The organism is Streptomyces sp. NPDC111628, assembly GCF_055635195.1.
The window spans coordinates 666,653-686,678 of the sequence record NZ_JBVKBZ010000007.1; the positions used below are offsets into that span (position 1 = coordinate 666,653).

20 protein-coding genes are annotated in these 20,026 nt (G+C 73.3%); 15 read left to right on the forward strand and 5 right to left on the reverse strand.

Translation table 11 applies throughout. From position 1 onward, the window contains the following. The first annotated feature begins 173 nt into the window (after nucleotides 1-173). The gene (locus ACZ7MF_RS35595) at nucleotides 174-836 is read left to right on the forward strand and encodes a TetR family transcriptional regulator (protein ID WP_471482314.1); all 663 of its coding nucleotides are present in this window, start codon (nucleotides 174-176) and stop codon (nucleotides 834-836) included. 24 nt (nucleotides 837-860) lie between these two features. Here the strand turns inward: ACZ7MF_RS35595 and ACZ7MF_RS35600 are convergent, their stop codons facing one another. Then, a complete protein-coding gene (locus tag ACZ7MF_RS35600; protein WP_471482315.1) occupies nucleotides 861-1,532 on the reverse strand; it encodes a phosphotransferase in 672 nt (223 codons plus the stop codon). A 319-nt stretch (nucleotides 1,533-1,851) separates the two neighbouring features. Between ACZ7MF_RS35600 and ACZ7MF_RS35605 the strand changes: the two genes are divergently transcribed. The 6 genes from ACZ7MF_RS35605 (at nucleotide 1,852) to ACZ7MF_RS35630 (ending at nucleotide 8,491) form a co-directional block, all read left to right on the forward strand. Beyond that, on the forward strand, nucleotides 1,852-3,111 hold the full coding sequence (locus tag ACZ7MF_RS35605) for a prenyltransferase/squalene oxidase repeat-containing protein (RefSeq protein ID WP_471482316.1): 1,260 nt from the start codon (nucleotides 1,852-1,854) through the stop codon (nucleotides 3,109-3,111). Next, nucleotides 3,108-3,770 (forward strand): SCO2322 family protein, encoded by a 663-nt coding sequence (locus tag ACZ7MF_RS35610; protein WP_471482317.1) that lies wholly within the window; start codon nucleotides 3,108-3,110, stop codon nucleotides 3,768-3,770. The genes ACZ7MF_RS35605 and ACZ7MF_RS35610 overlap by 4 nt, the downstream gene beginning before the upstream one ends. Before the next feature lie 67 nt (nucleotides 3,771-3,837). Further along, nucleotides 3,838-4,989, forward strand: a complete 1,152-nt coding sequence (locus ACZ7MF_RS35615) for an energy-coupling factor transporter transmembrane component T (RefSeq protein WP_471482318.1) — start codon at nucleotides 3,838-3,840, stop codon at nucleotides 4,987-4,989. Next, nucleotides 4,986-6,677: an ABC transporter ATP-binding protein gene (locus ACZ7MF_RS35620; protein ID WP_471482319.1), complete on the forward strand. Its 1,692-nt coding sequence runs from the start codon at nucleotides 4,986-4,988 to the stop codon at nucleotides 6,675-6,677. Before ACZ7MF_RS35615 ends, ACZ7MF_RS35620 begins: the two co-directional genes overlap by 4 nt. After that, the gene (locus tag ACZ7MF_RS35625) at nucleotides 6,674-7,570 is read left to right on the forward strand and encodes an ECF transporter S component (protein ID WP_471482320.1); all 897 of its coding nucleotides are present in this window, start codon (nucleotides 6,674-6,676) and stop codon (nucleotides 7,568-7,570) included. The genes ACZ7MF_RS35620 and ACZ7MF_RS35625 overlap by 4 nt, the downstream gene beginning before the upstream one ends. A 264-nt stretch (nucleotides 7,571-7,834) precedes the next feature. Beyond that, nucleotides 7,835-8,491 carry a M15 family metallopeptidase gene (locus tag ACZ7MF_RS35630; protein WP_471482321.1) on the forward strand — a complete coding sequence of 219 codons (657 nt, stop codon included), beginning with the start codon at nucleotides 7,835-7,837 and terminating at the stop codon, nucleotides 8,489-8,491. A 2-nt stretch (nucleotides 8,492-8,493) separates the two neighbouring features. On the opposite strand, the gene ACZ7MF_RS35635 is transcribed toward ACZ7MF_RS35630, so the two are convergent. After that, on the reverse strand, nucleotides 8,494-9,486 hold the full coding sequence (locus ACZ7MF_RS35635) for a GlxA family transcriptional regulator (protein WP_356858784.1): 993 nt from the start codon (nucleotides 9,484-9,486) through the stop codon (nucleotides 8,494-8,496). Between the two features lie 132 nt (nucleotides 9,487-9,618). On the opposite strand from ACZ7MF_RS35635, the gene ACZ7MF_RS35640 reads away from it, so the two are divergent. Continuing rightward, complete coding sequence (locus ACZ7MF_RS35640) at nucleotides 9,619-10,209, forward strand: cysteine hydrolase family protein (RefSeq protein WP_471482322.1); 591 nt, start codon at nucleotides 9,619-9,621, stop codon at nucleotides 10,207-10,209. Here ACZ7MF_RS35640 and ACZ7MF_RS35645 read toward each other — a convergent pair. Next, nucleotides 10,206-10,619, reverse strand: coding sequence for a MarR family winged helix-turn-helix transcriptional regulator (locus tag ACZ7MF_RS35645; RefSeq protein WP_471482323.1), 414 nt, complete (start codon nucleotides 10,617-10,619; stop codon nucleotides 10,206-10,208). The genes ACZ7MF_RS35640 and ACZ7MF_RS35645 overlap by 4 nt on opposite strands. 59 nt (nucleotides 10,620-10,678) lie before the next feature. Here ACZ7MF_RS35645 and ACZ7MF_RS35650 point away from each other — a divergent pair, with 59 nt between their 5' ends. Beyond that, on the forward strand, nucleotides 10,679-11,458 hold the full coding sequence (locus tag ACZ7MF_RS35650) for an alpha/beta fold hydrolase (RefSeq protein WP_471482324.1): 780 nt from the start codon (nucleotides 10,679-10,681) through the stop codon (nucleotides 11,456-11,458). Here the strand turns inward: ACZ7MF_RS35650 and ACZ7MF_RS35655 are convergent, their stop codons facing one another. Further along, a complete protein-coding gene (locus ACZ7MF_RS35655) occupies nucleotides 11,459-11,902 on the reverse strand; it encodes an ATP-binding protein (RefSeq protein WP_115741861.1) in 444 nt (147 codons plus the stop codon). 95 nt (nucleotides 11,903-11,997) lie between these two features. On the opposite strand from ACZ7MF_RS35655, the gene ACZ7MF_RS35660 reads away from it, so the two are divergent. The 3 genes from ACZ7MF_RS35660 to ACZ7MF_RS35670 all read left to right on the forward strand — a co-directional run bounded on the left by ACZ7MF_RS35660 (nucleotide 11,998) and on the right by ACZ7MF_RS35670 (nucleotide 14,770). After that, a complete protein-coding gene (locus ACZ7MF_RS35660) occupies nucleotides 11,998-12,846 on the forward strand; it encodes a helix-turn-helix domain-containing protein (RefSeq protein ID WP_471482325.1) in 849 nt (282 codons plus the stop codon). Then, complete coding sequence (locus ACZ7MF_RS35665; RefSeq protein ID WP_471482326.1) at nucleotides 12,806-13,015, forward strand: DUF397 domain-containing protein; 210 nt, start codon at nucleotides 12,806-12,808, stop codon at nucleotides 13,013-13,015. Before ACZ7MF_RS35660 ends, ACZ7MF_RS35665 begins: the two co-directional genes overlap by 41 nt. A gap of 99 nt (nucleotides 13,016-13,114) precedes the next feature. Then, on the forward strand, nucleotides 13,115-14,770 hold the full coding sequence (locus tag ACZ7MF_RS35670; RefSeq protein ID WP_471482327.1) for a hypothetical protein: 1,656 nt from the start codon (nucleotides 13,115-13,117) through the stop codon (nucleotides 14,768-14,770). Here ACZ7MF_RS35670 and ACZ7MF_RS35675 read toward each other — a convergent pair. After that, nucleotides 14,724-16,826: a bifunctional glycosyltransferase 87/phosphatase PAP2 family protein gene (locus ACZ7MF_RS35675; protein WP_471482328.1), complete on the reverse strand. Its 2,103-nt coding sequence runs from the start codon at nucleotides 16,824-16,826 to the stop codon at nucleotides 14,724-14,726. The two genes, ACZ7MF_RS35670 and ACZ7MF_RS35675, sit on opposite strands and share 47 nt — an antisense overlap. Nucleotides 16,827-17,235: 409 nt before the next feature. Between ACZ7MF_RS35675 and proP the strand changes: the two genes are divergently transcribed. Genes proP through ACZ7MF_RS35690 form a run of 3 tightly spaced genes read left to right on the forward strand, consistent with a single transcriptional unit; the run spans nucleotide 17,236 to nucleotide 19,879 of the window. Next, nucleotides 17,236-18,624 carry a glycine betaine/L-proline transporter ProP gene (gene proP / locus ACZ7MF_RS35680; RefSeq protein ID WP_471482329.1) on the forward strand — a complete coding sequence of 463 codons (1,389 nt, stop codon included), beginning with the start codon at nucleotides 17,236-17,238 and terminating at the stop codon, nucleotides 18,622-18,624. Nucleotides 18,625-18,650: 26 nt separating this feature from the next. Continuing rightward, nucleotides 18,651-19,211, forward strand: coding sequence for a GNAT family N-acetyltransferase (locus ACZ7MF_RS35685; RefSeq protein ID WP_471482330.1), 561 nt, complete (start codon nucleotides 18,651-18,653; stop codon nucleotides 19,209-19,211). After that, nucleotides 19,208-19,879, forward strand: a complete 672-nt coding sequence (locus ACZ7MF_RS35690) for an O-methyltransferase (protein ID WP_471482331.1) — start codon at nucleotides 19,208-19,210, stop codon at nucleotides 19,877-19,879. The genes ACZ7MF_RS35685 and ACZ7MF_RS35690 overlap by 4 nt, the downstream gene beginning before the upstream one ends. Nucleotides 19,880-20,026 lie beyond the last annotated feature (147 nt).

A 20,026-nucleotide genomic window follows, 5' to 3' on the forward strand; every position in this document is an offset into this window, starting at 1 on the left:
GACACTACGTCGGGAGGTTAATCTAGAACAAGTTTCAGACTTGATCGTCAGAGGCTCCGAATCTACCGGCAGGTAGAGACCCTGTGCCGAGTGGATCAGGTGATTCACGCCACGGCGCGGCACTCCGTCGCGCGGGGCTCGGGGAGATCCGGACGCGGGACCCGGGGAAGTAGGTGACCAAGGTGGACAACCCGGCGGCGAAGGCGCCCGGTTCGGCGCACCGCTCCACTGCCCCGCCCCTCACCGAGCGCCAGCGGGAGCGCCGCCGCCGCATCCTGCACGCGACCGCCCAGCTCGCCTGCCGGGGCGGCTTCGAGGCGGTGCAGATGCGGGAGGTCGCGGAGTCCTCGCAGGTCGCCCTCGGCACGCTGTACCGGTACTTCCCGTCCAAGGTGCATCTGCTGGTCGCGACCATGCACGACCAGCTGGAGCGGCTGCACGGCACCCTGCGCAGGAGCCCGCCCACCGGCGAGACGGCCGCGGACCGGGTGGCGCAGACCCTGATGCGGGCCTTCGGCGCGTTGCAGCGCGAGCCCCGGCTGGCCGAGGCGATGGCCCGTGCCCTGACCTTCGCCGACCGCAGCGTCTCCCCGGAGGTCGACCAGGTCTCCCGGCAGACCACGGCGATCATCCTGGACGCGATGGGCGGCCTGGAGAACCCGACGCCCGAGCAGCTGTCGGCGGTCCGGGTCGTCGAGCACACCTGGCTCTCGACCCTGATCACCTGGCTGGCCGGCCGCACCTCCCTCGCCCAGGTGCGGGTGGACATCGAGACGGTGTGCCGGCTGATCGACCTGACGGAGGCCGGGACGGCAGAGGCGGCGGAGCGCCCCTGAGAGTCCCCCGTTCAGTCCCGGCGTTCAGTCCAGGTGGGAGCGGACCAGCGCCTCCGCGGCGGGCAGCAGCTCCACCTCGTCCCGGCTCATGGTCGGGTTGGCCGCCCGGCGCCGCAGCGCCTCGGCGAGACCGTCCGGCGTGAGGGCACGGGGATCGGCGAGCAGCGCGGCCAGCGTGCCCCGGACGGGCCCGGACATCGGTCCGCCGGCGGCCGCCACCTGGGCGAGGATCACCGCGGACATGCCCCAGTCCAGTCCGGGATCACCCTCCTCGGTGTTGGACCAGTCGATCACCCGGGGCCCGTCCGCCGTGAGGATCACGTTGTCCGGGTGCAGGTCCAGGTGGAGAACGCGCACGCCCGGGTCGGCGCTGCGGTACGCGGGCACCCGGTGCAGGCGCCGCAGCAGCCCGGCGAGCATGCCGCCCGCCTCCTGGGGCGTCAACGCCCCGTCCTGCCAGGCCCGCAGCATCGTCGGCCCGGACAGCCGCTCCATGACCAGGTCCGTGCGCGGGGACTCCGTCGCCCCGGGCCACACCCGTGGCACGGGGTAGCCGTGCCGCCGCACGTGTTCCATCACCGCGCCCTCGGCCACCGCGTCCCCGACGCCCTCCCGGTCGCGCCGCAGCACCCGTCCCGCGTCCGCCTCGTACACGTCGGCCGAACGCCCCGCCCCGATCAGTCTCCCCGTCCGCATGCCCGGGAACGTATCGCCCGGCCGCCGCCCCCGTCCCGGCCACCCCTCGGCCCGGACCCCGGGGACGGGTAAAGTGGCGGCGTCGTCATCACCCGTACGGGGGGAAGCCGGTGCAATTCCGGCGCTGACCCGCAACCGTGAGCCGCCCGCCGAGCCTCCCCGAGACTCCCGGACGGTGAGCCGGACTGCCCCGCACGGATGTGACCGGCTCACGTGCCCGGCACCCGCCGCGCACGGGCACCGTCGAGGCATACGGGGCCGAGCCGCCGGGGGTGCCCCGTGCTGCCGGACCCCGCACAGGGAAAGGCACCCGCCGATCATGAACGTCCGCCGTCGCAGCAGCGCCGCGGCTCTGGCCGCCATAGCCGTGATCGGCGCCGCCACCGCGCCCGCGGTCGCCGCCGATCCGTCGCCGTCCTCCGCCCCGTCCAAGACCGCACCGTCCGGGCTGTACGGGACCACCGACCCCCAGTACGACGGTGTCTGGCGCCAGTCCCTCGCGCTGCTCGCGCAGGACACGGCGGGCGTGGTCCCGTCCTCGACGGCCGTGAAGTGGCTCACGGACCAGCAGTGCGCGAACGGCGCCTTCGCCCCCTTCCGCGCCGACCCGTCCAAGCCCTGCGACGCCAAGACCATGGTCGACACCAACAACACGGCCGCCGCCGTCCAGGCCCTGTGGGCCGTCGGCGGGCACGGCGACGTGATCGAGGAAGCCCTCGGCTGGCTGAAGTCCGTACAGAACGAGGACGGCGGCTGGGGCTACAGCCCCGGCACCCCCAGCGACGCCAACTCCACCTCCGTCGTCATCGGCGCGCTGACGGCCACGGAGACCAACCCCGAGGACGTCGAGAAGGGCGGCAAGTCCCCCTACGACGCCCTGCTGACCTTCGCCCTGCCCTGCGCGAAGGACAAGGGCGCGGGCGCCTTCGCCTTCCAGCCCGACAAGGACGGCAAGCTGCTCCCCAACGCGGACGCGACCGCCGCGGGCCTGCTCGGCGCGCTCGGCGAGGGCCTGGTCGCCGAGGCGGGCAAGAAGACCGCCGCCGCGTCCTGCGCCGACGCGGACCAGCCCGACCGCGGGCGCGCCGCCGTCAACGCCGCCGCGTATCTCACCGACACGCTCGCCAAGGAGGGCCACCTCGTCTCCGCCCTCGGCGGCTCCGCCGACCAGCCCGACTACGGCAACACCGCCGACGCGGTCGTCGCCCTCGCCGCACAGGGCGGCGCGGACAAGGCGGCCGAGCCGCTGGCCTGGCTGAAGAAGAACGCCGCGAAATGGGCCGGGGAGAGCGGTCCGGCCGCCTACGCCCAGCTGATCTTCGCCGCCCACGCCACGGGCACCGACCCGCGCGACTTCGGCGGCACGGACCTGGTGGCGAAGCTGAACGCGACGGGACCCGCTCCGCAGGGCATGGCGGCGAAGGACACCGCGACCGCGAGCGACGACGAGAAGTCGAAGGACGAGAAGAAGGACGACGACTCCCCCTTCGGCGTCTGGTGGTTCGTCGGCGTCTGCCTGCTCTTCGGCGTCGGCATCGGCTTCCTGCTCAGCAACCGCAACAAGAAGCAGCAGCCGTGACGCCCCGCCGCCTCGTCCCCCTGCTCCTGGCCGCGTTCCTGCTGATCGGGACCGCGGGCCAGGCGCAGGCCGCCGGTTACCGCTACTGGTCCTTCTGGGACCGCGACGGCGCGAAGTGGGTCTACGCCACCCAGGGCCCGTCCATGGCCCACCCCTCCGACGGTGACGTCCAGGGCTTCCGTTTCGCGGTGAGCGAGAACTCGGGCGACGCGGCCCAGCCGCGCGGCACGGCGGACTTCGCGTCGATCTGCGCGAAGACCCCGGCCGAGGACGGCACCAAGCGGGTGGCACTGGTCCTCGACTTCGGCACGGCCCCCGACGCCCCCTCCGGCGAGACCCCGCCCGCCCCGCGCACGGCCTGCGCCCGGGTCTCCCCCGACGCGACCACGGCCGACGCCCTGGCCGCCGTCGCCGACCCCCTCCGCTACAACACCAACGCCCTGCTGTGCGCGATAGCGGGCTACCCGAAGTCGGGCTGCGGCGAACAGGTGTCGCAGAAGGAGGACTCCAGCGTCTCGGCCGCCCCGAAGGCCACGGAGGACGGCGAGGGCGACGACGGCGGCCCATCGATCGGCCTCTACGCGGGCATAGCGGTGGTGGCGGCCCTGGCCGGCGCGGCAACCTGGCAGGCAAGGCGGCGCAGGAATGCAACCCGCTGAAGCGGCGGACAATCGCCCCGCTGACCCCGCTGACCCTGCGGGCAATCGTGCCGCTGGGGCGGCACGGGTGGGCGCAGGCGGCACCCTGTCAGCGCGGGCAAGCGCCCCCACCCCCGCCCGCCACCAGCGCCGGGGCGCCCTGCACCCCGGCGCCTGGTGGCTCTGGGCGCTGGCCCTCGGCACCGCCGCCACCCGCACCACCAACCCCCTCCTCCTCACCCTCCTCATCACTGTCTCCGCCTACGTGGTGGTCACCCGCCGCCCCCACGCCCCCTGGTCCCGCTCCTACGGCGCCTTCGTCAAACTCGCCCTCGCCGTCCTCCTCATCCGCCTCCTCTTCACCACCCTCCTCGGCTCCCCCATCCCCGGCACCCACACCCTCCTCACCCTCCCCGAAGTCCCCCTCCCCGACTGGGCCCAGGGCATCCGCCTCGGCGGCCGGGTCACCGCGGAGGGCCTCACCTTCGCGCTGTACGACGCGATGAAGCTGGCCACCCTGCTCATCTGCGTCGGCGCCGCGAACGCCCTCGCCAACCCCTCCCGCCTCCTCAAGTCCCTCCCCGGCGCCCTGTACGAGATGGGCGTCGCCGTCGTCGTGGCCCTCACCTTCGCGCCGAACCTCATCGCCGACGCCCAGCGCCTGCGCGCCGCCCGCCGCCTGCGCGGCCGCCCGGACCGCGGCATACGGGGCCTGCTCCAGGTGGGGCTCCCCGTCCTGGAGGGCGCCCTGGAGCGCTCCGTCGCCCTCGCCGCCGCGATGGACGCCCGCGGCTACGGCCGTACCGCACACGTACCGGCCCCCGTCCGCCGTACCACCGCCGCCCTCACCCTCGGCGGCCTGCTCGGCGTCTGCGCGGGGACGTACGGACTGCTGACCGCCGCGGGCGGCACGTACGGCATCCCCGTACTCCTGGCCGGTGTCGCCGCCGCGGTCGCGGGCCTGTGGCTCGGCGGCCGTCGCACGGTCCGCACCCGGTACCGCCCCGACCGCTGGGACGCCCGCGCCTGGCTGGTCACCGCGTCCGGCGCGACGGTCGCCGCGCTGCTCTTCCTCGCCGCCGCCCGCGACCCGGCGGCGCTGCACCCGGGCGTGGTCCCCCTGGTCGCCCCGTCCCTCCCCCTGTGGCCGGCGGCGGCCGTACTCGTCGGCCTGCTCCCGGCGTTCATCACCCCCGCACCCGAGCCCGCCGTGAAGACCGCCGTGAAGGAGCCGTCGTGATCCGCTTCGAGGACGTGTCGGTCACGTACGACGGCGCCACCGAACCCACCGTCCGGGCCGTGGACTTCGAGGTCCCGGAAGGCGAACTGGTCCTGCTCGCCGGTCCTTCCGGCGTCGGCAAGTCCACCGTCCTCGGCGCGGTCGGCGGTCTGGTCCCGCACTTCACCGGCGGCACCCTGCGCGGCCGGGTCACCGTGGCCGGGCGGGACACCCGCACCCACAAGCCGCGCGAACTCGCCGACGTGGTGGGCACGGTCGGCCAGGACCCGCTCTCCCACTTCGTGACGGACACCGTCGAGGACGAACTGGCCTACGGAATGGAGTCGTTGGGACTGTCCCCCGACGTGATGCGCCGCCGGGTCGAGGAGACCCTCGACCTGCTGGGCCTCTCCGACCTGCGCTCCCGCCCCATCGCGACCCTCTCCGGCGGCCAGCAGCAGCGGGTCGCCATCGGCTCGGTCCTCACCCCGCATCCGGAGGTCCTGGTCCTGGACGAGCCGACCTCCGCCCTGGACCCCGCCGCCGCCGAGGAGGTCCTGGCCGTCCTCCAGCGCCTGGTCCACGACCTCGGTACGACGGTCCTGATGGCCGAGCACCGTCTGGAGCGGGTGATCCAGTACGCCGACCAGGTCGTCCTGCTCCCGGCCCCCGGTGAGGCGCCCGTCATCGGCGCCCCGGCGGAGGTGATGGCGGCGTCCCCCGTGTATCCGCCGGTGGTGGGCCTGGGCCGGCTGGCGGGCTGGTCCCCGCTGCCGCTGACGATCCGGGACGCCCGCCGCCGGGCCGCCCCGCTGCGCGAACGCCTGGCCGACCGGGAGATCCCCGACCACACCCCGCCGCCGTCCGCCCCGCTCAAGGCGCCACCCGCCCCGCGCCCCGTCACCTCCCGTTGGCGCCGCCGCGGGAAGCGTCCGGAGAACCCCTCGGCGCCCACCCCGTACGCCGCCGAGGTCCGCGCCCTCGCCGTGCGCCGCGACCGCGTCCAGGCCCTGCGCCACGTCGATCTGACGGTCTCCCCCGGCGAGACGGTCGCCCTGATGGGCCGCAACGGCGCCGGGAAGTCGACCCTGCTCTCGGCGCTCGTCGGCCTGGTCGAGCCGTCGGCCGGTTCGGTCCGGGCCGGGGACGCGGTACCGCACCGAACGGCCCCCCGCGACCTCGTACGCCGGGTCGGCCTCGTCCCGCAGGAGCCGCGCGATCTGCTGTACGCCGACACGGTGGCCGCCGAGTGCGCGGCCGCCGACCGGGACGCGGACGCGGCCCCCGGCACCTGCCGAACGCTGCTGTCGGAGCTGCTCCCCGGCATCACGGACGCCACCCACCCCCGCGACCTCTCGGAGGGCCAGCGCCTCACCCTCGCCCTGTCCGTCGTCCTGACCGCCCGCCCTCCCCTCCTCCTCCTGGACGAGCCGACCCGCGGCCTGGACTACGCGGCCAAGGCCCGGCTGGCCGGCATCCTGCGCGGCCTGGCCTCCGAGGGCCACGCGATCGTGCTGGCCACGCACGACGTGGAACTGGCCGCCGAGCTGGCCCACCGCGTCGTACTCCTCGCCGAGGGCGAGGTGATCGCCGACGGCCCGGCGGCGGACGTGGTGGTGGCCTCGCCGTCCTACGCCCCGCAGGTCGCCAAGGTGCTGGCGCCGCGCAAGTGGCTCACGGTGGCACAGGTGCGGGAGGCACTGGCATGACCGGCGGCTCCCCTCCTCAGCGCCAGGCCCGCGCCGTGCGCCTCGGCCCCCGTTCCGTCGCCGCCCTCGTGCTGGTCAGCGCGGTGGGTGTGGCGGGCTTCGGCTGGCCCTTCCTGGCCCCGCCGGACGCCTCGCTGAACGCGCACGCGCAGGACGCGCCGTGGCTGTTCGCGGGCGTTCTGGTGCTGCTGGTGGCGGTGGTGGCGGCGACGATCTCGGAATCGGGCCTGGGCCCCAAGGCGGTGGCCATGCTCGGCGTCCTGGCGGCGGCGGGCGCGGCCCTGCGCCCCATCGGCGCGGGGACGGCCGGCCTGGAGCCGATGTTCTTCCTCATGGTCCTCAGCGGCCGGGTCCTGGGCCCCGGCTTCGGCTTCGTCCTCGGCTCGGTGACGATGTTCGCGTCGGCGCTGCTCACGGGCGGGGTGGGGCCGTGGATGCCGTTCCAGATGCTGGCGATGGGCTGGTTCACGATGGGCGCGGGCCTGCTGCCGGGCCCCGACCGCCTGCGCGGCCGCGCGGAGCTGCTGCTGCTGGCCGCGTACGGCTTCCTGGCGGCCTTCGCCTACGGCACGGTGATGAACCTGGCGGGCTGGACCTTCATGAACACCCTCGCCTCGAACATCGCCTTCGACCCGGACGCGTCGCTCCCCGCCAACCTGGCCCACTTCCTCGCCTACTGCCTGGCGACGTCGCTGGGCTGGGACGGCGGCCGCGCCGCCATGACGGTCGTCCTGACCCTCGCCCTCGGCACCCCTGTCCTGAAGGCACTGCGCCGCGCGACCCGCAGGGCGGCCTTCGAGACACCGGTCACGTTCGAGCAGGCTCCGAGCAGGCCACGGAAAGGGCCGGCACCCACAAGCGGGTCTCCGTCTCGAAGTTCGCGCGGTGGATGAGAGCGGACACCTGCCGATTGCCCGACAGCGCAACGAGCGTGGGCGCGCCGAGAACGAGGTGGTGCAGGATCACCCGGCATCACTCTGCTGCCGGGCGAACGCCTCCCGGAGCCTACGTCCCATCACCGCGCTCTCCTCGTCGTCCACCTCGACCCCGAAGTTCTCGGCCAGGTAGGCGCGCGTCCGCTCAGCCCGCTCCCGGCGCTCTTCCTCCGTCAGAGAGGAACCGGCCGAAGGCAATCCGGGCCGCGAGATGATCGCGCCATGACCGAGATCGTGCTGATGTCCGACCCGAAGGTCGCCGCCGTGCCCGTCCAGGAGTGCGGCGAACGACTCGTCGACGTACTGCGGGACAGCCCGCTGCTGGTCGACCGGCGCAAGTGGCAGGACTCCGCGGGCGCCTTCGCCCACCTGCGGGAAGGCGTGCTCGCCCGGCTCCTCGAAGCCCAGGCGCAACTGCCGCCGGGACTGCGGCTGCTCTTCGTCGAGGGATACCGCCCACCCGCCCTCCAACGCCGCTACTTCGACGAGTACGCGACCCGGCTGCGCACCGAAAACCCCGAGTGGTCCCCCGACCGGATCCGCTCGGCGGCCAGCCGTTACGTCTCCCCGCCAGAGATAGCCCCGCACAGCGCGGGCGCCGCCGTCGACCTGACGCTCGCGGACCTCGACGGCCGCGAACTCGACCTGGGCACCCGTATGAACGCGACCCCGGAGGAAAGCGCGGGCGCCTGCTACACGCACGCCGACAACATCAGCGACGAGGCCCGCTCCCACCGTGCCGTGCTGGGCACCGCACTCACGGCGGCGGGCCTGGTCAACTACCCGACGGAGTGGTGGCACTGGTCGTACGGAGACCGCTACTGGGCCTTGGCGACGGGCGCGGGTGCCGCGTGCTACGGCCCCGCGGAACTGGGCTGACCTCAGGCCGCGCCCGTCCGGAAGCGGCGGCGGTACTCGGTCGGGGTCGTGTCGAGTCGGCGGCGGAAGGCTCTGACCAGGGTGTCGACGGTGCCGAAACCGCAGGCCGAGGCGACGCGTTCCAGGGTCGCGTCGGTGGATTCGAGCTGGTGGCGTGCCGCTTCCACGCGCGCCGACTCGACGTACGCGTACGGGGTCGTGCCGAGTTCGGTCTTGAAGATGCGGGTGAGCTGCCGGTCGCTGACGTGGGCGTGGGCCGCGAGGTCGGCAACGGTGAGCGGTGCGGCGATGTTGCGCAGGATGTGGTGGCGGAGGTCCTCGACGCGCCGGGTCGTGGACACCTGCTCCAGCGGCACGCTGAACTGGCTCTGCCCGCTCGGCCGCTTCAGGTACATCACGAGCTGCCGGGCCACCCGGAGCGCCACCGCCTCGCCGAGGTCGTCGGCGACGAGGGCGAGGGAGAGGTCGAGGCAGGAGCTGATGCCCGCGCCGGTCCACACGTCGCCCTCTCGGATGAAGATCGGGTCGGCGTCGACCTCGACGGCCGGATGTTCGTCGGCGAGCTGCCGCGCGGTCGACCAGTGCGTGGTGGCGCGCCTGCCGTCGAGCAGCCCGGCGGCGGCCAGGACGTGCGCCCCGACGCAGACGGACGTGACTCGCCGGGTGCGTGCCGCGAGGCGCCGCACCCACTCGACCACGACGGGGTCGGTGACCGCCCGGACCCGGCGTCGGCCGTCGATCTCGACCGCGCCGGGCACGATCAGGGTGTCGATGCGCCGCGCGGACAGGTCCTCGAAGGTGGCGTCCGGCAGGACGCGGACTCCGGCGGCGGTGGTCACCGGGTCCATGGTCCCGGCGGCGAGGACCACCTCGTAGCCCGCCGCGTCCTCCGTCTCGCGCCGCGCGAGGGAGAACACCTCCGGCGGCCCGGTGACGTCGAGCAGGTCGACGCCCTCGAAGAGCACGACGACGATCAGTCGTCCGACGGAGTTCACGGTTCCTCCCGCGGTCACACGGCCATGTCGGTATCTGCAGGTTAGACGACATTGCCGACATCGCCGGGCGAGCCCTAGCGTCACAGGAGCAGGCCGACGGCCTTCACCCGCACCCGGATTCGAGGAGTTCCCATGCCCAGAACCACGCTGCGCCGCCTCAGCGGGCTCGACGACACCCCCGCGAAGCTCGCCGACTCCACGCTGGTCCTCGTCGACTACCAGAACACCTACACGACCGGCGTGATGGAACTCGACGGCTGGCAGGCCGCACTGGACGCGGGCGCCCGGCTGCTGGCCCGCGCCCGCCAGGAGGGGGCCAGGGTCGTCCACGTCGTCCACGACGGCGGCGTGGGCAGCCCGTACGACCTCGGCGCCGAGATCGGGCAGATCCACCCGAGCGTCGCCCCGGTCGACGGCGAACCCGTCGTCACCAAGAAGGCGCCGGACTCCTTCTTCGGCACCGACCTGGGCGAGCACGTCGACGCGGCGGGCAACAACGACCTCGTCGTCGTCGGCTTCATGACCCACATGTGCGTGGCCTTCACCGCCCAGGGCGCCTTTCTGCGCGGCAACCGCCCCACGGTCGTCGCCGACGCCTGCGCCACCCGCGCCCTGCCGGTCGCGGACACCGAACTCGACGCCCGCCAGGTGCACTACAGCGCCCTCGCCACCGTCGCCGACATGTACGGGGTCGTCGTGCCGTCGCAGGAGTCCCTGACCTAGGGGCCCTCGGTGAGGTCCCGGAGCGCGCGGAGCAGTCGCGCCCGCTGCTCCTCGTCGAGAGGTGCGAAGAGGTCCCGCAGGACACCGGTCGCCAATTGCCGCCCCTCCGCGAGTGCCGCCCGCCCCGACTCGGTGAGCGCGTGATCGAGGCGTCGCCCACGGCCTGCGGACCGGGTGATGAGCCCGCGCTCCACGAGCCGGTTCGCGAGGGTGCCGAACGCCTGGTCGCTCTGGAACGTCGCGACGGCCAGTTCGTGCCCGGAGGCTCCGGGCATCCGCTCGATGGCGCGCAAGGCGTCCCACTGGACGAGGCTGACCCCGGTCTCGCGCAGTGCGGCGTCCATCGCGCGGTGGTTGCGGTACTGGGCACGTTTGATCGCCTGCCCGAGCACTTCCAGGTCGGTCGTCATGGTGTTACCGTATCAACACTCGTATATAAACATGTTGATACGAAGCCAGCAGGAGCGTCATGAACATCTCTCTCGTCCAGGGCCTTCCCGCCCTCCGGGCCGGCTCCCCCGCAGCAGCACGCACGGCACTCGTACTGCACGGGGGCGGTGGACCCCGGACCGTCGCGCCCCTGGTGGGGCACCTCGCGGCCACGATGCACGCGTTCGCGCCCACGCATCCCGGCTGGGAAGGCACGACGCGCGCCGACTCCATCGCCTCGGTCCCTCAGCTCGCGGCCGCTTATCTCGCGCGCCTGCGCGAGCACGACGAGCGCGGCGTCGTGTTGATCGGATCCTCGATCGGCGGGTGGGTGGCCGTCGAGATGGCGGTGCAGGCCGCCACCGACGACCGCTGTGCGGGAGTGATCGGGGCCGTGGTCGTCATCGACGGCGTCGGCGCGGTGGTGGACGGCGAACCCGTCGCGGACTTCTTCGCCCTGGACGCCCGTGGACTCGCCGAGGCCGCCTGGCACCACCCGGAGCGCGGTTACGTCGACCCCGCCCGCCTCACCGACGAGCAGCGCGCGATCCAGCAGGCGAACGGCCGCACCATCGCCGCCGTCGCGGGCCGGAGCATGAGCGATCCGACGCTGCTCGACCGGCTCGACGCGGTGGACGTCCCCACACTCGTGGTGTGGGGCGAGAGCGACCGCATCGTCACACCTGCCTACGGGCGGGCCGTCGCACGCGCCATACCCGGCGCGCAGTTCGTCGAGGTCCCGGAAGCCGGGCACCTCCCGCACCTCGAAGCCCCGGACGCGACCTGGGCGGCGATGGCTCCCTTCCTCGCAAAGCTCTAGCTAGGCCGGTGCGGAGCCGACCCCGCACTCGAACCACACCGTCTTGCCGCCCCTCGGCCCCGGCCCCACGCCCCACTTGTCGACCACCGCGTCCAGCAGCACCAGCCCCCGGCCGCACTCCGAGTCGTCGCTCACCGGCCCGGCCGGTACGGGCTGCCGGGGGCTCCCGTCCGACACCTCCACCCGGACCCCGCTCCCGTCGCCGCCCATCCGCCGCTGCAACAGCAACACGCAGCGGCCGTCCGGGACATGACGTACGACGTTCGCCAGCAGCTCGGTCACGCCGAGTTCCACCGCGTCGGTCAGCTCGGCGAGGTCCCACTCACGCAGGTACGAGCGGACGATGCGCCGGACGTGCCGCGCCGAGTGCGCGCCGGCCGTGAAGCTCATCCGGTACTGGTTCGCGCAGTGTCCCACGAGGACCGAGGGAAAGTATTCGTTCACGGCACGAGCCTGACGTCGCACGACTACCGTGGGCTACCGAACGGATACAACCGGTCCCGCCGTGGACCGAGTTGGACGAGAGAGGGCCTCCGCACATGACCCACATCAACGTCCTCGACCCGGGCGCCTCACCACTCGACTACTACGGCTTCGAACTGCGCCGCCATCGCGAGGCGGCCGGGCTCACCCAGCGGCAGCTCGGCGACATCGTCAACTACACCGGCTCCCTGGTGGGCCAGATCGAGACGGCCCGGAAGCTGCCGACGCCGGAGTTCAGCGAGCGCGTCGACGCTGCGCTGGGCACGGGAGGGTTACTGTCCCGGCTGGTCGACCTGGTGATGCGCAGCCAGGTTCCGGCCTGGTTCCAACAGGTGGCCGAGTTGGAGGGGCGTGCCGTCGAGATCTGCACCTTCCAGACGCACATGATCCACGGCCTGCTCCAGACCGACGCCTACGTACGGGCCGTGCTCGGCACACTCGACCCGAACGACCTCGACGACCGCACCGCGGTGCGGCTCGCCCGCCAGCGCATCTTCGAGAAGGAGGAGCCGCCGGTCTTCTGGACGGTCCTCAGTGAGGCCGCGCTCCGCCAGGAGATCGGCGGCCGGGAGACGATGCGCGGGCAACTGGCCCACCTGTTGTCCTTCGAGACCAATCCCCGGATCAACGTCCAGGTGCTGCCGTTCTCGGTCGGAGCGCACCCGGGACTCACCGGCGCATTCACGCTCTTCCGCTTCGCCAAGGACCCGGCGATCCTCTATACGGAGAGGTACGGCAGTGGCCATCCGACGGCCAACCCGGAGACAGTCAGGGACTGTTCACTCCGTTACGATCATCTTCGGGCCGCCGCGCTCTCCCTCAAGGACTCGGCGGAGCTGATCCACCGGGTGATGGAGGAACGCTATGGCGAGCAGGGCGATACCGACGACTGTCCAGTGGCGTAAGTCCAGCTACAGCAGCGACCAGGGCGGCGAGTGCGTGGAGGTCGCCGAGCCGCTGACCCTCCACGCCACCGTCGCCGTCCGTGACTCCAAGACCCCGGCGGGCCCGGTCCTCACCCTGGCCCCCGCCACCTTCACCACCTTCGTCGGCTGGGCAACCGCCGCCGAGTAATCAGGCCCGGTCCGGGCCAACGTTTCCGTTCGAATTATCGTCTTCGCACGTGTGTCCACGCCGGGCACCCCCGACGACGCCGAACGGAACCCCCCGACCGTGGCCCCTGCCGAACTCACCGTCCCCCGGTCCGAACGGGGTCAGGACAGACGTCCGAGCGACGCCCTGCGCGACTTCGGGCGCCGGTATCGCGTGCCGCTGCTCGCCACGTTGCCCACCATCCCGCTGTACGTGGTGTGGTGGGCGTTTCTCGCCACGGGCGGCGGTGACCTCGCCGCGCAGGAGGCGTGGGCGGACTTCGCGTCGCGGCACGGGGGTTCGGCGTACGGGCTGTTCTGGTACGGCGGGATGCACACCGCCAACTACAGCGTCATATCCCCGTACTTGATGGCGGCGCTCGGCGTGCGCACGGTCACGGTCGTGTCCGGTCTCGCCGCCTCCTGGCTGGCGGCGGTGCTGATGGTGCGGGGCGGGGTGCGCCGGCCGGTGTGGCCCGCGCTGCTCGCCTCCCTCGCGCTGTGGTGCGACGTCGCCTCGGGCCGGACCACCTTCGCGCTCGGTGTCGCCCTCGCGCTGGCGGCCTGCGTGCCGCTGGTGCGCGAGCGGCGGCTGTGGCTCGCCGCCGGGTACGCGGCGCTGGCGACGGCGGCCTCGCCGGTGGCCGGGCTGTTCCTGGCCGTCGTGGGGGCCGCGTTCCTGCTGGTACGGGACTGGCGGCGGGCCCTGGTGCTGCTCATACCCCCGGCGGCCGTCGTCGGGCTGACGACGCTGTTCTTCCCCTTCACCGGGGAGCAGCCCATGCCGGCGGGCCGCATCTGGCCGCCGGTCGTGCTCGGCCTCGCCGTCACCGTGCTGGCCCCGCGTACCTGGCGGGTCGCCCGGTGGAGCGGGGCCGTTTACGCGCTCGGGACCGTGCTGACGTTTCTGGTCGCCTCGCCGGTCGGCACGAACGTCGAGCGGTTCGCGGAGCTGTTCGCGCCCGCCGTGCTGCTGGCCGCGCTGCTCACCGCCCCTCCGGCGCTCACCGCGGCCCGGTCGCGGCGGCTGCTGCCGGGGCTGCTGGCCGTCTCGCTCGTCTACTCCGCGGGCTGGGTGGGGAAGAAGACCGTCGACGATCTGAAGGTGTCCACCGTCGTGCCGGCCTGGGCCGCCGAGACGGACGGCGTCGTGGCGGCGCTGGAGGGGCTCGGCGCCGACCGGACGCGGGTGGAGGTGGTGCCGGCCCGCAACCACCGCGAGGCCACCCTGCTCGCCCCGCACGTCAACCTGGCCCGCGGCTGGAACCGGCAGCTCGACGTGGAACGCGGCCGCCTCTTCTACGACGGCACCTTCTCCGCGGCCGCCTACCGGGAGTGGCTGGACCGGTGGGCGGTCGGCTTCGTCGTCGTGCCGCTCGGCAGGCCGGACGGCCCGGCGCGGGCCGAGGCGGAGCTGGTCCGGGACCCGGAGCTGCGGCCCGACTGGCTGGAGCCCGTCTGGCGGGATCCGCACTGGCAGGTCTTCCGGGTGCGGGACGCCGTACCGCTCGTCTCCGCACCCGGCACGGTCGTGGACACCACCCCCGCCGACCTGGTGCTGCGCGTGGAGCGGCCCGGTGCGGTGACCGTGCGGGTCGCCTGGTCGCCGTGGCTGCGCAGCGACGGCGGGTGCCTCACGCAGGACGGCGAGTTCACCCGGCTGACCGTCGGGGCGCCCGGCGAGTACCGGATCAGCTCCCGGTACGGTCCTTCGCCGGGGCCGGGGGATCGCTGCTGACGTCCGCCGCGGGCTCCCGGGCCGTCTTCGTCCCCGCCTCCGTCGCCGCCACCGCCGTGACCGTCCTGGCCCGCGGGCCCTGGAACCAGTACGTCAGGCCGAAGCCCGCCGCGACCACCGCCGCGCCGCCCACCGCGTCCAGGACCCAGTGGTTGCCGGTCGCCACGATCGCCGAGACGGTGAAGAGCGGGTGGAGCAGGCCCAGGGCCTTCATCCACATCCTCGGCGCGATGATCGCGATCGCCACGCCGCACCACAGGGACCAGCCGAAGTGCAGCGACGGCATCGCCGCGTACTGGTTGGTGAGGTGCGTCAGCGTGCCGTAGTCCGGCTTGGAGAAGTCCTGCACGCCGTGCACGGTGTCGATGATCCCGAGCCCCGGCATCAGCCGCGGCGGGGCCAGCGGGTAGAGCCAGAAGCCGACCAGGGCCAGCAGGGTGGCGAAGCCCAGGGAGGCGCGGGCCCAGCGGTAGTCGACCGGGCGGCGCCAGTACAGGACGCCGAGGACGGCCAGCGGGACGACGAAGTGGAACGACGTGTAGTAGAAGTCGAAGAAGTCCCGCAGCCAGCCGACCTTCACCACCGCGTGGTTGATCGCGTGCTCGATGTCGATGTGCAGGAACCGCTCGATGTCGTGGATCTGCGTGCCGTGCTCCTCGGCGCGCGCCCGGCCCGCCGAGTTGCTGCCGCCGGTCGCCGCGAGGCGGACCTGGGAGTAGGCGGCGTAGGTGACCCGGATGAGGAGCAGCTCCAGGAGGAGGTTGGGGCGGGTGAGGACCCGGCGCAGGAACGGCAGCAGCGGGACGTGCTTGAACCGGGTCGGGACGGGGGGCGCGTAGGCCGTCGGGACCGGGGTGTCGAAGTAGGGCGACGTGCGCGCCAGGAAGGGCACGGCGACGGCGGCGGCCAGCGCGGCGAGGAAGACGACGTTGTCCCGCAGCGGGTACAGGGCCGACATGTTCGGCAGCATCATCTTCGCGGGCAGCGTCATCACCAGGACGACGGCGACCGGCCACAGGTACCGGTCGGAGGCCCGCTTGCCGACCCGGCCGACGACCGCGGGCAGCACCCACAGCAGCTGGTGCTGCCAGGTGGCCGGGGACACGACGACGGCCGCGCAGCCGGTGACGGCGACGGCGAGCAGCAACTGGCCGTCGCGGGCGTAGCGCACGGCGCGGCGCAGCGCGAGGACGGCGACGGCGGCGCCGAGCAGGAGGAAGAGGGCGATCTCCAGGGGGCCGTTCAGGCCGAGGCGGAGCAGGGCGCCGTGCAGGGACTGGTTGGCGAGGTCGTCGGCCTCGCCGCCCAGCCCGACGCCCGCCATGTGGTGCACCCAGTACGTGTAGGAGTCCTGGGCCATGGCCGCCCAGGCGACGGCCGTGCAGGCGGCGAACGTGATCCCGGTCGACACGGCGGCGCGTCTGCGGTCGGTGAACCACAGCAGCGGGACGAACAGCAGGACGGTCGGCTGGAAGGCGGCGGCGACGCCGATCAGCACGCCGCCCAGCCGGTCGCCCTGGGCCCCGCGTACGGCGAAGCAGCCAAGGAGGACGAGGAGGACCGGGATGATGCTGGTCTGGCCGAGCCAGAACGCGTTGCGCACCGGGAGCGACAGCATCAGCAGGCTGATGGCGACCGGCGCCGCCAGCAGCGCCGTACGGCGTCCGACCGGCTGGGGCAGGGCCCGCGCGGCGACCAGGCCGAGGGCCACGACCAGCAGCAGCGAGCCGAAGGTCCAGCCCCAGCCGAGGGCCTGCTCGGCGGCGCGGGTGAAGGGTTTGAGGACGAGACCGACGAAGGGCGTCCCGGTGAACTGCGTGGAGTCGTAGAGGGACCCCTCCACGTGCAGGACGCCGTGCTCGCCGACCCAGGTCTCCAGGTCCGTCAGGCGTTCCCCGCGCGGGGTACCGAGGACCGCGGCCACCTGTCGTACGGCCAGCACGGCGGCGATCAGCCACAGGCCGAGGCGTGCGACGCGCCATCGTGCTCTGGTCACGTCGGCGGCCGAGGCTCCGAAGGACTCCGCCGGTCGCCCACTGTGCTCCGCATTCGCCACGCCTCGTCGGCCTCCCGCCCCGTTCGTACCGTACGTACCGCGCTCGTGGACGCGGTGTGTCGTCCCTGCGAACCCTATGAGGCTCGCACCACCCCCGGAGGAAGACGCGAGCGACCCCCACTCAACCTGACAGCCGCCCGCTTCTCGACCCGGGGAGCGAGAAGGATCACAGAGCGCGGGTGAGGGAACGGCACGCGGCGCGCGCATGTCCCCTGCGTGTACGCCATTTTGGTGCACAGTGCAACGAAAAGCATACCGGGCGTAAACGGAGCATCAGCGCCTATGGTCGCTTTTCCGCCCGTGGCCGAGTGCCGCGGGCTCTTTCCGGCCCGGCGACAGCGCCGCCGTGCGGGTCGTGGCGTTCCCCCGCCCCCGTCCCCGTCCCCGTCGAAAGCAGGCGAGCGTAGTTTTGTCGGCCGCCCCCGTCGCCACTCCCCCGTTCCGCATCACCCCCGCACCCGCCGCCCCGCGTGCCCCCGGCGCGCCCACCGCCACCGATCCCGCCCTCGTCCGGCGTGCCGTCAAGGCGGCGGCGCTGGGCAACGCGATGGAGTGGTTCGACTTCGGTGTCTACAGCTACATCGCCGTGACGCTGGGCAAGGTCTTCTTCCCGTCGGGCGACCCGACCGCGCAGCTGCTCTCCACCTTCGGCGCCTTCGCGGCGGCGTTCCTGGTGCGTCCCCTGGGCGGCATGGTCTTCGGCCCGCTCGGGGACCGGGTCGGGCGGCAGAAGGTGCTCGCCGTGACGATGATCATGATGGCGGCGGGCACGTTCGCCATCGGGCTGATCCCGTCGTACGCGACGATCGGCGTCTGGGCGCCGGTGCTGCTGCTGGTCGCCCGGCTGGTGCAGGGGTTCTCCACCGGCGGTGAGTACGCGGGCGCGTCCACCTTCATCGCCGAGTACGCGCCGGACAAGCGGCGCGGGTTCCTGGGGAGCTGGCTGGAGTTCGGCACGCTCGCCGGGTACATCGGCGGCGCCGGTCTGGTGACGCTGATGACGGCGCTGCTGTCGGACGGCGACCTGATGTCCTGGGGCTGGCGCATCCCGTTCCTGATCGCGGGTCCGATGGGCATCGTCGGCCTGTACCTGCGGATGCGGCTGGAGGAGACCCCGGCGTTCGCGGCCGAGGTGGCGAAGGCGGAGACGGAGCGGCCGAAGGTGCCGCTGCGCGAGATGGTCACCGGTCAGTGGCGGGCGCTGCTGCTCTGCGTCGGCCTGGTGCTGGTCTTCAACGTCACCGACTACATGCTGCTGTCGTACATGCCGAGCTACCTGACCAGCGAACTGAAGTACGACGAGACGCACGGGCTGCTCGTGGTGCTGGGCGTGATGGCGCTGATGATGGTCGTCCAGCCGTTCGCGGGCGCGCTGACCGACCGGGTCGGGCGGCGGCCGGTGATCGCCGCGGGCTGCGCGGGCTTCCTGCTGCTGTCCGTCCCGGCGCTGCTGCTGATCCGCGAGGGCAGCCTGCTCGCGGTGGCGCTGGGCATGGGCGCGCTGGGCCTGCTGCTGGTCTGCTTCACGGCGTCGATGCCGTCGGCGCTGCCGGCGCTGTTCCCGACGCGGGTGCGGTACGGCTCGCTGTCGATCGGCTTCAACGTCTCGGTGTCGCTGTTCGGCGGGACGACGCCGCTGGTGGTGACGGCGCTGATCGGGGCGACGGGCGACATGATGATGCCCGCGTACTACATGATGGCCGCGGCCGTGGTCGGCGGCGTCGCGGTGTGGTTCATGACGGAGTCGGCGGGACGCCCGCTGCCGGGCTCGGCACCGGCGGTGGAGCAACGGCGCTGACCGCCCTTGTCTGCGAGACTGCCAGGATGATGGTCAGACTCGCGGAGGAGCGAGACTTCCCCGGCTTCCTGGGCCTGGCGGGCCAGGTGGAGCACTGGTTCGGCCCGATGGTCGAGGACGCCGGATTCCACGACGCGGTGCGCGAGCACATCCGCCGGGGCGCGGCCCTGGTCGCCCTCGCCCCGGACCCGGACACCGACGCGGGCCCGGGTGCGGGTTCGGGTGCGGGCACGGAGCTGCTCGGCGGGCTCCTGTTCGGCACGGACGCGGACGCGCCGGTCCACCACGTCCACTGGCTGGTCGTGTCCCGGCAGGCCCGCGCGGGCGGCGTCGGCCGTGCGCTGATGCGGGACGCGCTGCGCAGGTGGGTGCGGGAACCGGCCGACATCGAGGTGGTGACCTTCGGCGCCGACCACCCCGGCGCCACCGAGAGCGGCGCCCGCGCCTTCTACGAGCGCCTCGGCTTCACCCCCGCCGAAGTCGTCGCCCCCGGCCCGGAGGGCGGCTCCCGCCAGCTCTTCCGCCGCGGTGCACAGGCCCGGCCCACACGGGAACACGTCACGACGTACACGGGAGGCCCCGCATGAGCGAGTCGCAGGTCTGGGACGACGTCGACACCTACTTCGGCACCCACCTCGCACCCGACGACGAGGCCCTGGCGGCAGCCCGCCGGGAGAGCGACGCCGCCGGGCTGCCCCCGGTGAACGTCGCCGCCAACCAGGGCAAGCTCCTCCAGCTCCTCGCCCAGATCCAGGGCGCCCGCACCATCCTGGAGATCGGCACCCTGGGCGGCTACAGCACCATCTGGCTGGCCCGCGCCCTGCCCGCCGAGGGCCGCCTGGTCACGCTGGAGTACAGCGCCCGGCACGCGGAGGTCGCCACCCGCAACATCGCCCGCGCCGGACTCGACGCGCTCGTCGACGTACGGGTGGGTCCCGCGCTGGAGTCCCTGCCGAAGCTCGCCGACGAGAACCCGCCGCCCTTCGACCTGGTCTTCATCGACGCCGACAAGGGCAACAATCCGCACTACCTCGAGTGGGCCCTGAGACTCACCAGCACCGGCAGCCTGATCGTCATCGACAACGTGGTCCGCGGCGGCCGGGTGGCCGACGCCGACGACACCGGCGACGACGTGCGCGGCACCCGCGCCGCCATCGAGCTGATCGGCAGCCACCCCCGGCTCAGCGGCACCGCACTCCAGACGGTCGGCACCAAGGGGTACGACGGTTTCGCGCTGGCGCGCGTGCTGGCCTGAGCCGCCGGCCCGAGCGCGGGGCGCCGCCGGGCCTAGGGCCTGTCTGACCATTCCCGTCTGCCGCGCGACGCCATGCACGCACTCTCGCCGCCCCGGCCCCAGACCCGAGTACGGCCAGTACGCGGGTCTGGGGCCGGCACTCCCCCA